Annotated in this window: 13 protein-coding genes, 1 tRNA gene and 1 pseudogene; 5 read left to right on the forward strand and 10 right to left on the reverse strand. The window is 63.5% G+C overall.

The genetic code is table 11. From position 1 onward, the window contains the following. Positions 1-125: 125 nt before the first annotated feature. Positions 126-494 carry a response regulator gene (locus AB843_RS18890; protein ID WP_206412927.1) on the forward strand — a complete coding sequence of 123 codons (369 nt, stop codon included), beginning with the start codon at positions 126-128 and terminating at the stop codon, positions 492-494. Between the two features lie 102 nt (positions 495-596). On the opposite strand, the gene ctrA is transcribed toward AB843_RS18890, so the two are convergent. Further along, positions 597-1292, reverse strand: a complete 696-nt coding sequence (ctrA, locus tag AB843_RS18895) for a response regulator transcription factor CtrA (RefSeq protein WP_008598602.1) — start codon at positions 1290-1292, stop codon at positions 597-599. 449 nt (positions 1293-1741) lie between these two features. Between ctrA and AB843_RS18900 the strand changes: the two genes are divergently transcribed. Beyond that, positions 1742-2116, forward strand: coding sequence for a flagellar export protein FliJ (locus AB843_RS18900; protein WP_048648471.1), 375 nt, complete (start codon positions 1742-1744; stop codon positions 2114-2116). 435 nt (positions 2117-2551) lie between these two features. On the opposite strand, the gene sciP is transcribed toward AB843_RS18900, so the two are convergent. Beyond that, on the reverse strand, positions 2552-2827 hold the full coding sequence (sciP, locus tag AB843_RS18905; RefSeq protein ID WP_008598605.1) for a CtrA inhibitor SciP: 276 nt from the start codon (positions 2825-2827) through the stop codon (positions 2552-2554). 288 nt (positions 2828-3115) lie between these two features. Here sciP and mnmA point away from each other — a divergent pair, with 288 nt between their 5' ends. Then, on the forward strand, positions 3116-4300 hold the full coding sequence (mnmA, locus tag AB843_RS18910) for a tRNA 2-thiouridine(34) synthase MnmA (protein ID WP_048648431.1): 1185 nt from the start codon (positions 3116-3118) through the stop codon (positions 4298-4300). 179 nt (positions 4301-4479) lie between these two features. Here the strand turns inward: mnmA and AB843_RS18915 are convergent, their stop codons facing one another. Then, positions 4480-5433 carry a Gfo/Idh/MocA family protein gene (locus AB843_RS18915; RefSeq protein WP_048648432.1) on the reverse strand — a complete coding sequence of 318 codons (954 nt, stop codon included), beginning with the start codon at positions 5431-5433 and terminating at the stop codon, positions 4480-4482. Positions 5434-5666: 233 nt separating this feature from the next. Here AB843_RS18915 and AB843_RS18920 point away from each other — a divergent pair. Together AB843_RS18920 and AB843_RS26340 are read left to right on the forward strand one after the other, a co-directional pair. Then, positions 5667-5743: transfer RNA gene (locus AB843_RS18920), tRNA-Met, on the forward strand. Further along, the gene (locus AB843_RS26340) at positions 5709-6194 is read left to right on the forward strand and encodes a hypothetical protein (RefSeq protein WP_342022008.1); all 486 of its coding nucleotides are present in this window, start codon (positions 5709-5711) and stop codon (positions 6192-6194) included. Before AB843_RS18920 ends, AB843_RS26340 begins: the two co-directional genes overlap by 35 nt. Before the next feature lie 78 nt (positions 6195-6272). On the opposite strand, the pseudogene AB843_RS26345 reads toward AB843_RS26340, so the two are convergent. From AB843_RS26345 to trbK-alt, 7 genes and pseudogenes are all read right to left on the reverse strand, one after another. Next, positions 6273-7361: pseudogene (locus AB843_RS26345) on the reverse strand (recombinase family protein); the annotation flags it as partial. A gap of 132 nt (positions 7362-7493) precedes the next feature. Beyond that, entirely contained in the window at positions 7494-7739 is a 246-nt protein-coding gene (locus AB843_RS18930) for a DUF2274 domain-containing protein (protein ID WP_048648434.1), read from the reverse strand. A gap of 2 nt (positions 7740-7741) precedes the next feature. Further along, on the reverse strand, positions 7742-8872 hold the full coding sequence (locus AB843_RS18935; RefSeq protein ID WP_048648435.1) for a TraB/TrbI/VirB10 family type IV secretion system protein: 1131 nt from the start codon (positions 8870-8872) through the stop codon (positions 7742-7744). Beyond that, positions 8869-9861, reverse strand: a complete 993-nt coding sequence (trbG, locus tag AB843_RS18940) for a P-type conjugative transfer protein TrbG (protein ID WP_048648436.1) — start codon at positions 9859-9861, stop codon at positions 8869-8871. The genes AB843_RS18935 and trbG overlap by 4 nt, the downstream gene beginning before the upstream one ends. Continuing rightward, positions 9858-10547 (reverse strand): conjugal transfer protein TrbF, encoded by a 690-nt coding sequence (trbF, locus tag AB843_RS18945; protein WP_048648437.1) that lies wholly within the window; start codon positions 10545-10547, stop codon positions 9858-9860. Before trbF ends, trbG begins: the two co-directional genes overlap by 4 nt. Continuing rightward, entirely contained in the window at positions 10544-11917 is a 1374-nt protein-coding gene (gene trbL / locus AB843_RS18950) for a P-type conjugative transfer protein TrbL (RefSeq protein ID WP_048648438.1), read from the reverse strand. The genes trbF and trbL overlap by 4 nt, the downstream gene beginning before the upstream one ends. Positions 11918-11919: 2 nt before the next feature. Continuing rightward, positions 11920-12115: putative entry exclusion protein TrbK-alt (gene trbK-alt, locus AB843_RS18955; protein ID WP_048648472.1), on the reverse strand; the 196-nt coding region annotated here is incomplete at its 5' end.

A 12115-nucleotide genomic window follows, 5' to 3' on the forward strand; every position in this document is an offset into this window, starting at 1 on the left:
CATACTCCCTCTCGTCTGCCGTTCGTCGGTGAAGACGCCAGAGGATTTTTCCGACGCAGCGTGCCCCGTGACCGCGATTTTTACGGTTCTCGCGCCGATGCGCCGATGAATAAGAGGTTATGGAGATGGCTCGCTGCCTCATCGTCGATGATTCGAGCGTGATCCGCAAAGTCGCCAAGCGAATCCTGGCGAGCGCCGATATGATGGTGACCGAAGCCGCCAACGGCCAGGAAGCCATCGACATGTCGGCGCACGAAATGGCCGACATCATCATCGTCGACAGCTCGCTGCCGGACATGGATTCGAGCGACCTGGTGCGCCGGCTGATGGCCCTGCCCGCCGATTTCAAGCCGCATATCCTGCTTTGCCTGAGCGAACTGGATCTCGGCGCGATCATGCGCGCCAAGCGCGCCGGCGCCAAGGGCTACATGCTGAAACCCTTCACCCGCGCGCAATTGCTGGAGCATTTTCGCGAGTTCCGCTTTGCCGCATGATGAACCGCACCGCGCGATGGGCCGCGGACAGGCACGCGTGACCGACCAAGAAAAAAAGCCCGGCTGCATGCCAGGCTTTCTTTAAGCGGAAAGAGGGTTCGTTCAGGCGCTTTCGCGAATTTCCTCGGGCTCGCGCAGCACATAGCCGCGGCCCCAGACGGTTTCGATGAAGTTCTGCCCGCCGGAAGCCGCGTCGAGCTTCTTCCTGAGCTTGCAGATGAACACGTCGATGATCTTCAGTTCCGGCTCATCCATCCCGCCATAGAGATGGTTGAGGAACATTTCCTTGGTCAGCGTGGTGCCCTTGCGCAGCGAGAGCAGCTCCAGCATCTGATATTCCTTGCCGGTCAGATGGACCCGCTGGCCGGCCACTTCGACGGTCTTGGCGTCGAGGTTGACGATCAGTTCGCCGGTGGTGATGACCGATTGGGCATGGCCCTTGGAACGGCGCACGATGGCATGAATGCGCGCCACCAGCTCGTCCTTGTGGAACGGCTTTGTCATATAGTCGTCGGCGCCGAAGCCGAGGCCACGCACCTTGTCCTCGATGCCGGCCATGCCGGAGAGAATAAGGATAGGCGTCTTGACCTTCGAGAGGCGCAGCGTCCTCAGGACCTCGTATCCCGACATGTCGGGCAGATTGAGATCGAGCAGGATGATATCGTAATCATAGAGCTTGCCGAGATCGACGCCCTCTTCCCCAAGGTCCGTCGTATAGACGTTGAAGCTCTCCGACTTCAGCATCAGTTCGATGCTTTGTGCGGTCGCACTGTCGTCTTCAATCAGCAAAACGCGCATGTTATTCCCCTTTCCGCCGCCGAACCGGCCTGGCAGGCATCCGGCACCGGAGCAGTGATTGCCTGAATCGGAGGCTGCCAGTTAATGGTTAACAAAATCTAATTCCCTCTGGCAAGCGCCACGAACATCTTTCAGCTTTTCAGGCCACCTATTTGAATCCAATGGTGAATCATCCACCAGCAAAAATCTCCGCCCGCCTCAGCAATCGACGCTAAGCGACCCTTGAACTAAACCGGTCGATGCTTTGCCCCCGACACAATCTTTACCGTGCCTTAAGCCATCACCCGTATGATTAACAATGCCCGTAAACGAATGGTTACCGTAACCGCCGAATCTTAGGAATTTGTTTTCCAAGTTTAACCGGCAAGCGGGGCCTGCGGGACGACGGTTGAGAGGGTTGGGCAGCGGCGGATCGGCGCTGGTACCTGCGTATTCTGGGAGTATGAATGATGAAGTCGCGTGAAAACCTCGTTCGACTGAAGCTGTTTCAGGTAAATGAGAAGCGGCGGCGCATGGACCAGCTGGATTCGATGATCGCCGAATTCGATCGCATGGCGGCCGAACTGGAAGCCCAGATCGTTTCCGAGGAAACCAAGGCCGGCATCACCGATCTCAATCATTTCGCCTATCCGACCTTTGCCAAGGCGGCACGCCTGCGCCGCGACAATCTGCGCACGTCGCAGGCCGAACTCGTCCAGCAGCGCGAAAGCGCGGACACGGAACTTGCCGAGGCGCAAGCCGAACTGGCCAAGGCCGAGGCGCTGGAAAACCGCGACGCCAAGGGCCGCTCCGACGCGGTCGCCTCGCGCGCCATGACCGGCTGAGCCAAGCACCGGATATTCGAGACGATCTGCAATGCCAGGCGGGGATCGCGGCCCCCGCTTTTTTGCGTTATGCCGCGTCGACCAACGGAATTGTCGCGGCACGCACGCTGGCATGCGCTTTTGAGAGTTGAAGGCATCGGGAGCGAGATCGCCGGAAACGCGGCGGACGGACGAAATTGCTTGTGATGAAAGCTCGCAATACCGATTTCGGTCGTGCTTGATCTTGTGGCAACAGTGCTGTGCGTGGTTCGACAAGCTCACCATGAGGGAGGTTGGGCTTTGCAGGGAGGCTGGCCGCGACGCGGCGAGCGGGTTTTGCAAGCACCCACCTCCCTCATGGTGAGCTTGTCGAACCACGCAAGCGGGTCAATGCAATGGGGCGCAGACTATTGCGCCGTGTGGGCGATCAGGCGTGCATAGCGGGAGATGATCGGCTCAATGCCTGTATTGCTGGATGCGGGTCGTGCGCAGGCCGGCCAGACCATGATCGTCGATCGACGCCTGCCAGGAGAGGAATTCCTCGACCGTCAGCCGATAACGATTGCAAGCCTCTTCCAGGCTCAGAAGGCCGCCACGGACCGCGGCAACGACTTCCGCCTTGCGGCGGATCACCCACCGGCGCGTGTTGGTCGGCGGCAAATCCGCTATCGTCAGCGGACTACCATCCGGCCCGATGACATATTTTACGCGCGGTCGAACCATTTCGGTCATTGTACTCTCTACCTGAACTCAAGACCCAGATGACAAACTAGTGTGCCGGCTTTAAAATTTGCCTAAGCACATGGTAAGCATAAAGTAACGGACATGAATCCGGCGTTAGGATTTAGCCTCTGATTTGGCTCAAATTGGATTGATTTCGTCCGCAATGCCAATTGCCACAAGGCGTTGAACAGGTTAACGCTTTGCCACGCGGTGGCGGTGGCGAACAGGCCGGCCTTGACCTATATTCGCCGCATTGACATGTAATCCGCCATTGCAGCGACAAAGAAGACCAAGCGCATGAACAGCCTAGACCTGCCCGGACGCCCGCAGGACTGCCGCATCGTCGTGGCGATGTCGGGCGGCGTCGATTCCTCCGTGGTCGCCGGCATCCTGGCGAAACAGGGTTTTGACGTGGTCGGCGTGACCCTGCAGCTCTACGATCATGGCGAGGCCGCGCACCGGCCGGGCTCCTGCTGCGCCGGCCAGGACATCGACGATGCGCGCCGTGTCGCCGAGACCCTGGGCATCCCGCACTATGTGCTGAACTACGAGCAGCGGTTCCGCGAGGCGGTGATCGACCCGTTCGCCCAGAGCTATGTGGCAGGCGAAACGCCGATCCCGTGCGTGTCATGCAACCAGACCGTCAAATTCGCCGATCTCTTGGAGACGGCGCGCGAACTGGGCGCCGACGCGCTGGCCACCGGCCATTATATCCGCAGCCGTGCCAATGGCGCCCACCGCGCCCTGACGCGGCCGGTCGACGCCGACCGCGACCAGAGCTATTTCCTGTTCGCCACCACCCAGGAGCAGATCGACTATCTGCGCTTCCCGCTGGGCGGCCTGTCGAAGCCGGAAGTGCGGGCCATCGCCGAGGAGATGGGCCTTTCCGTCGCCGCCAAGCAGGACAGCCAGGACATCTGCTTCGTGCCGCGCGGCAAATATTCCGACATCATCGGCAAATTGAAGCCGGAGGCCGCGACACCCGGCGACATCGTCCACCTCGACGGCCGCACCCTTGGCCGGCACGAGGGCGTCATGCACTACACGATCGGCCAGCGGCGCGGCATCGGCGTGGCCGCCGGCGAACCGCTCTACGTCGTGCATCTCGACGCCGCCCGCGCGCGCGTCATCGTCGGCCCGCGCGCGGCGCTGGAAACGCACAAGGTGGTTCTGCGCCAGGTCAACTGGCTGGGCGACGACGCGCTGGCGAACCTGCCGGCCGGCGGCATCGAGGTGTTCGCCAAGGTGCGCTCGACGCGCCCGCCCCGTCCAGCGGTGCTGCATCATGCCGAAGGCGCCACCTGGGTCGAGCTGACCGAGGGCGAGGCCGGCGTGGCGCCGGGCCAGGCTTGCGTTCTCTATTCGGACGAAGGCAACGAGGCGCGCGTGCTGGGCGGCGGTTTCATCGAGCGCTCGGAGCGTGGCGTCGAGGCCGAGGCGCAACTGACCCGCCTGGCGGCGATGGCCGCGCAGGACGCCTGATCCAGAGCACTTTTGGCAAGCACGAGCCTGGCGGGGAGATCACGGCGCGGGTTGATTCCGCCGCGCATGGAAGCGGCTCAGAGCATTTTGCAGTCAGGTGGTTTCACCTGACGTCCGCATGAATGCGGAAAAACAAACAGATAGACCGGTTCAGCGTTTCTATGAAACGCTGAACCGGTCTAGCCGTGGATGACGGAACCGGCGGTCAGGATGCGCAGCACCTCGATCGCTTCCTCGCCGGTGGTGCGCGGCGCGGAGCGCGTCTCGACGCAATGGACGAAATGCTCGAGTTCGCGCGTCAGCGGCATGCCTTCCTCGACAGCCACATAGGTCGGCTCATTGGTGGTGAAGGCCCATTGCCCGCTGTCCTGCCAGACGGCGTGCCGGTAGACGGCCAGCTTGCGTCCCCAGCCCTCCACATCGTCGAACACGGCCATCGCCTTGTCGCCGACCACCGTCAGCCGGCGCTCGCGATAGGGATTGAGGCGCGAGGTGAACAGATGGCTGCGCAGGCCGTCGGGAAAGCGCATGTGCAGATGGGCGAAATCGCTGAGATTGTCGAGCAGCGCCGCGCCCTCGCCGCGCACCTCGACGGGCGGCACGCCGGTGATCGCCAGGATCATTGACAGATCGTGCGGCGCCAGATCCCACAAGGCGTCATTCTCGGTGTGGAACTTGCCGAGACCCAGCCGGTGCGAGTGCATGTAGCGCACCTCGCCCAGATCGCCCTGGTCGATCAGCGCCTTCAGCTTTTCGAAGGCCGGGTGGAAACGCAGCACGTGGCCGACCATGATGATGCGCTTGGTTTCATGCGCCACGGCCACCGCCCGCTCCGCATCGGCGACCGTCAGCGCGATCGGCTTTTCCACCAGCACGTCCTTGCCCGCCTGCATGGCGCGGATGGCATAATCGGCATGGAATTGCGGCGGCAGGGCAAGAACGAGGGCATCGATCTCGGCGTGCTCGAACAGGGCTTCGGGTGCCACCGCCACGCAATCATGTTCGCTGGCGAAGCCCTCGGCCCGCGCCTGATTGGCATCGGACACGGCGGCAAGCACCCCGAGAGACTTAAGCGTGCGGATGTGGTTCGAGCCCCAATAGCCACATCCCAGGACTGCAATACGCGGTTTCATAAAATCCTTCGCCCAAGAACTCGGCGCTGCACACACATATAGACGCGGCCCCCGTGACTCAACCCTACCGCCCCATTGATCGACAATCCCTTAAGGGATATCGCCGCCGGCGACAAATTCCTTGGCGAAACGGGCAAGCGCGCTTGACACATTCGCCGGCGCGACCTTATATCCGCGCGTCTTGACGAGGCCTTGACCAACCGAAGCGCATTTGCGCATCCAGGCCCTGCGGCGGCGGAGTAGCTCAGTCGGTTAGAGCAGAGGAATCATAATCCTTGTGTCGGGGGTTCGAATCCCTCCTCCGCTACCACCAATCCCCACACCCGTTTGACCCCATTGGGGTAAGCGCGCTCGCCAAGGATCGAATTCAGGCGCCCTGCAATCTCCATCTCGACGGCGCCGGGTTCGGAGGGATCGCGGTAGACGGTAACCGTCTCGACGAGGTCCCGTATGGCTTCCGCGCATTCCCGGTCGCCCGACCGCATGCCTGCCGTCAGCGCGTGTTGCAGGGCGTCGAGTTGCTCTTCATAGCGCTTCAGGATAGCGGGGTGCAGCGATACAACCTCGAAGGCAGGTGGGGCTTTTGTCAGTTCTGCAAGAACCGCCTCGCGCTCATGGTAGAGTTCCGTCGAACGCGGACCGATCACGTAGGGATCCCCGATGCCCTTGGCGAGATGATCGACCAACCGGTCGATCTCGCGCTTGAGCTTATCGGCACGGCGCTCAAGCCGAATTCGATTGGCGTCGGCCTCCGCCGATAGTCGCTTGCGCTCCTCGTGATAGGTCTTCACGTATTCTGCCAGCACCTTAGGGCTCTTCATCTCGGCCCGCAGCCCCGCCAAAACGGCCGTTTCCACGGTTTCGAGATAGAAGGTCTTCGGGTCTGGACACGACCCGCTTTCCGTTGCCGCTGAGCACCTGATCCTGATACGGCCCGACTTATCCTTGCCGTTGGTCGACATGCCCGATCCACAGGCGCCACAACGAAGCAGCCCCGAAAGCATGTGGCGCGGCCGGCGATGATAGTGCGGGAGATCTAAGCTTCGTTCGCGTTTGCGCGCCTGTACCTGCTCGAAAAGTTCGCGATTGACGATCGCGAGTTCAGGAACGTCGGACGACTGCCATTCCTCCTTCGGGTTGGGGCGAGACACACGACGGCCGGTGTCGGGGTCCTTCACCATGCGCACCTTGTTCCAGACAAGCCGACCGCTATAGAGCTCGTTTTGCAGGATGCCGGTGCCGCGCTGCACGTTACCGTTGATCGTCGAAGCGTTCCATTTCGTGCCGCGCGGAGGCGGAACATTGTCGCGGTTGAGGTCGCGCGCGATGTCACGTGGCGTGCGCCCGGCGACATATTCGTCGAAGATGCGGCGGATGATTTCTGCCTCTTCTTCGACAATCTGCCTCTTTCCTGGCTCGCCCGGAACCGGAGCGTAGCCGTAGGTCAGGCCGCCAGCGTTGAGGCCCTGACCGACACGTCCAGCCTGTCCGCGACGAATCTTATGCGCGTTGTCTTCGCGATAGAGTTGGCCGACCAGTCCGCGGAGACCAACGAGAACCGTATTGGCGACGCCATCGTGCACCGCGCGGATTTCTATGTTGAGAAAGGACAGGCGCTTGTGGATACCCGCCAGGTCCTCCATGTCGCGTGAGAGTCTGTCGAGCGCCTCGATGACCAAGACGTCAAACGCACCGTCGCGGGCTGCATCCATGAGTTGAACGAGGCCTTCGCGTCCGAAGACCGAGGCACCAGAACGGGCTCTGTCCTCGTAGGTCGCAACGACTGTGAGATTTTGCTCTGCGGCATGCTTCCTGCAGAGAGTGACCTGATCCTCGATCGACCGTTCATTTTGCAGGTCGGTGGAAAATCTCGCGTAAATGGCCGCGCGTTTCGTCATGACATGCGCTCCTTGCTTGTTGGCGCGCATGGTCTTCTCTGGCTGCTTGGCGTGCAAGAACCCGCGCGAGCTTCAGAATCGCACCGTCGATTCCTCTAGGCAAGTCTTTGCTTTCCACTCGACGGCTGGGCTTCTTGGTCAGCCGACTAGCTTCACGACCGGTCATTGTTCGTCAGTGACCTTGGCGATGGGCCGCGTTCGTCTGGCCATTGCAAACCCGCGATCCGTGGCGATGAACCGCTCCAGCATGGGCACGATCAGCCTGACCGGATCGGCGGCGGGCTGGCCGCTCTCGCGGGCCAGCACCTCGGCATAGGCGACCAGATCGCGGTGAAGCGGCGCGGACAACTCCACCGTGACCTTCACGGGTTTGTCGTCGGGCAGCGGGCCGAGTTTCAGCTTGGTCATGGTCAACCTCCTGCCGGCTCGAACACAAGGTCGCGGGTGACGATGATCCTGACCGGGAAGCCCGGCCGGATGGTCAGCGTCGGTGCGACCTGCAACTGACGCTGAACGATCTGCTGGCCCGCCTGATTGACGGTATCCTGCGCCCCGTCGCGGATCGCTCGGATCAGCCGGTCCTCGTCGCCGGTGGCAAGTTCGGTTCCGACCGCGAGCAGCGTGGAGAGGCCAGCCGCTTTCATCAGATCCCACCAATGGTAATCGACGCCATCCTCAAGGCCGGCGTAGCCGCTGGCATCCGCGCCCGGCAGGCGCTCCAAAACGATGGAACGGCCACCCGGCAGGATCAGGCGATTCCAAACAAGCAGGACGCGGCGCTGGCCGAAGGTCACGCCGTCATCGTATTGGCCGATGATGCGTGTTCCCTGCGGGACCAGGAGCAGGCTGCCGGTCGGGCTGTCATAGACGTTCTCGGTCACTTGCGCCGTGATCTGGCCCGGAAGGTCGGAACGGATGCCGGTGATGAGCGCGGCCGGAATCACGGCTCCGGCCTGAAGGATGTAGGGCGATGCTGGTGGCGTGATCCGATCTGGCGCGACGGTCTGCCGGTCCACGGGTCCATTGAGGAAAGCCGTGTGCCGGTTCTGCGTCACAGGCTGTCCGCCGAGGTCGAGTCCTCCATGGCTGGGCATGGCCGTTCCGGCGGGTGTTCCCGAGCGCGGGCTGGTCTGGAAGAACACGTTGCTCAAGCGCGCTGCTTCTTCCTCGGCGCGGCGGCGTTCTTCCTCTGGATCGACGGCGGGCGTCGCCATGACGGGCGGCGCGACGGGCTGGCCCCGGCTCTGCGCATCGAGGATCGGCCGACCGAGATCGCCGGGCAGCGCCGGCCCCAGAACCGGGCCGGTATAGTCACGCGGCAGGCCGGAGAGTCCGTCCGCAGTTGGCCGGTTCTCGGTCGAATAGAGCTCTTCGCCGCCCGGTTCCGCATCGCGGGTCTGGAGCGCGTAGATCAATGCGCCGCCGATGCCGAGCAGCGCTGCCGCGCCAACGCCGGCGAGCATCTTGCGAGACAGGCGCATGACGCGCGGCGGTTCGGCGCGCAACCGCATCGGCGCGGCGTTGGTTTCGGTGTCGCTCATGACGACGGCTCTCCTGTGGTCACCGCGGCTGTCGTGGTCGTCCGCGTCGGGTTGATGCGGACGATCTTGACCGTCTGCTGACGGTCGCCGCCGCCAAGGCGCAACTCGGCTGCACCGAACAGACGATCGACGATCAGGATGTTCTGGTGGATGCGGCTGTTGACGATCTGCGGCTCACCATCGGAGCCGAGCACGAAGATCGGCGGCATTTCGCCCTGCACGATGCCGCGCGGAAACACGACATAGACGCGGCGGCCGTCGTCGAAGATGGAGATCGGCCGCCATGGCGGGCGGTCGCCGGTCAGGCCGTAGCGATAGTTCCGCGCAGCCTCGGCCGGGATGACGGGCGCGGTCGGGACCGCCTGCCGCTGCCCTGCCGGTGGCGCAGGATAGGCCCAGGCGACGGCGGGCATGTAAAGCGATTCCCGCGCACGCAGCTCGACCATGTAGATGCGACGATTTGTGGTGATGACGAGGTTCGTGGAGATGTCCGGGCGTGTCGGCTTCACCAGCACATGCACGCGACGCGTCGCTCCCGAACCGCTTTCCGTGTCGCCGATGATCCAGCGTGCGGTATCGCCGGCTGCGATCGGCCCCACTCCGGTCAGGCTCTCGCCTAGCTCTAGCGCAATGGTGGTGATCTGCCCGACTGCGGCATAGACCTGATAGAGCGCGCCTTCCGACCAGGGATAAATCTGGATCGCGTTGTAATAGCCTTCGCGGCGAGGCTCGACGCGGGCGGCGGCATTCGCGTTCTCGACGCGGCCGGTCGGCGTGCCAGTAGCCTTGCCGCCCCGCGCCACGGTCCATGCCGGTGGGACATGCAGCGGCCGGGACGTGTCGTTGGTGACGGCCGCCTGCACGGTCGGCAGCGGCGGCACGGTATCGTCATAGCTCCATTGCTGGGGGCGATTGGTGGCGCAGCCTGCAAGCATGGTGGCCGAAAGCAGCATGGCAGCAACGGCCGGGGTGCGGGTGATCGTCATCATTGGCTCATCTCCCGCGACCAAGAAATTGCGTTGACGTAGATGCCGAGCGGATTGGCGCGCAGGCGCTCGGCATTGCGCGGTGGTTGGATCACGATGGTCAGGATCGCGGTCCATCGTTCGGTGGTGGAAAGCTGGCCGTTCTCGAAATGGCGTTCGGTCCACGCTACCCGGAAGCTGTTGGGGGATGCGCGGATGACGCTCGAGACCTCGACGGCGACTTGGCTCCGGCCGACCTTCGCAAAGGGATCATTGGCGCGGGCGTAGTCGTTCAAGGCAGCCGCGCCGCGATCCGTAGTCCACTCATAAGCCCGAAGCCAATTCTGGCGGACAATGATGGCATCGGCCGGGATCGCGCGGATCTGCTCGATGAAGCGGCCGAGATGGAAAGCAATCTGCGGATCGGTCGGCCGATAGTCGGCGTTGGCAGGCGCGACGGTCTGCGCCTGCCCGAGATTGTCCACTTGCACCACCCATGGCACCACGGTCCCGCGTGCGGACTGCCAGACCAGCGCCGAGGCGAAGCCGGCCGAAAGGATCAGCGAGCCGAACGCCATGTAGCGCCAGTTTTTCGCCTGCACGCGGGCCGAGCCGATGCGCTCGTCCCATGCCTGCGCGGCCTTCTGATAGGGCGTCTCGGGTTCCGGCGATTTGCCGTAGTGGGTTGCTGGTCGTTTGAAGATGCTCATGAGCGGTCACTTTCGGAAAGGTTGACGGAGGAACCGGAGCCGTGGCTGTCGCCGGAGCGGACGGCATGGGCGGTCATGGTGGTGCCGTGGTTGAGGGCCTGCCGGCGCTGCATCCGCTGCGCCCATGCCGGAGGACCAACGGGGGAAGTCGGTGCTGCGGCTGCCGGGGCGGTGTTCGCGCTGCCAACCGTGCCCATGGAGGACATGCCGCCCGTCGCACCGAAGCCGGCCTTTGCGCCAGCGGAGAAGCTGGACTTGACGCTTTCGCTAGCTTGGGAAGCTGCGCGTTTGAGCGGCGAGATGGCGGCCGAGCCTGCGGCCCGCGCCACGCCGCCGAGGCCGGAGGCAACGCCTGCGGCCCCGGTCTGGCCGAGCGAGCCAAGGCTATAGGCAGCGGTCGCCGCTCCCGCGGCCGTCGCGCCGCCTCGAACAGCCGGGGCTCCACCGGACAGGGCAGCAGCGCCGCCCTTCGCGGCAAGCATGGCCCCGCCACCAGCCGCCGCGCCGCCCGCAAGCACCATGCCGCCCGCAGCGAGGCCCGTGCCTACGGCCGCGCCCGCGCCGAGCTGCGGGCCACCAGAAACAATGCCGTTGGCAATGCCGGGGCCGAAGATGCCGAGGCCGAGCAGCGACAGCGCGGCGAGCACAATCGCCATGGCGTCGTCGATGCTCGGGGTCTGACCGCCGAAACCGGCCGTGAATTGCGAAAACAAGGTGCTGCCGATGCCGATGATGACGGCGAGCACCAAGACCTTGATGCCGGACGACACTACGTTGCCGAGCACCTTTTCGGCCATGAAGGCGGTCTTGCCGAACAAGCCGAACGGAATCAGGATAAAGCCGGCAAGCGTGGTCAACTTGAACTCGATCAGGGTCACGAAAAGCTGGATGGCGAGGATGAAGAACGCCAGCACGACCAGCGCCCATGCGAACAGCAGGCACGCGATCTGGATGAAGTTCTCGAAGAACGCGATCCAGCCCATCAGATCGGACATTGAGTCGAGCAGCGGACGGCCGGCGTCGAGGCCGGTCTGGGCGACACGGCCGGGACGCATCAGGTCTTCGACGGAAAAGCCGGTGCCGGACGCCATCAAGCCGAGGCCGGCGAAGCTCTCGAAGACGATCCGCGCGAGGTTGTTCCAGTTGGAAATGATGTAGGCGAAGACGCCCACGAACAGCGTCTTTTTGACCAGCCGCGCGATAATGTCGTCATCCGCACCCCATGCCCAAAAGAGCGCGGCAAGCGTCACGTCGATGAGGATGAGCGTCGTGGCGATGAAGGCGACCTCGCCGCCGAGCAGCCCGAAACCACTGTCGATGTAGGAGGTGAAGACCCCAAGGAAATTGTCGATGACGCCCGTGTTGCCCATGGTCAGCGCGCCTCGCTGCGATCACGGCCGAGGAAGCGGTCGCGGGATTCAGCCCATGCTGCGAGGCAGCCGGTGTCACTTGCCGCCGCCTCGCCAAGCTGCTGGCAGCGGCGTAGGGTTTCGCGCAAAGGATCGGCCGGGGGCTGGAAGGCCGAGGCCGGGGGCGGCGCGGAAGGTTCGTCCTTCCGCGCCATGTCG

Source organism: Nitratireductor soli, from assembly GCF_001050155.1.
GTDB classification, from domain to species: domain Bacteria; phylum Pseudomonadota; class Alphaproteobacteria; order Rhizobiales; family Rhizobiaceae; genus Nitratireductor; species Nitratireductor soli.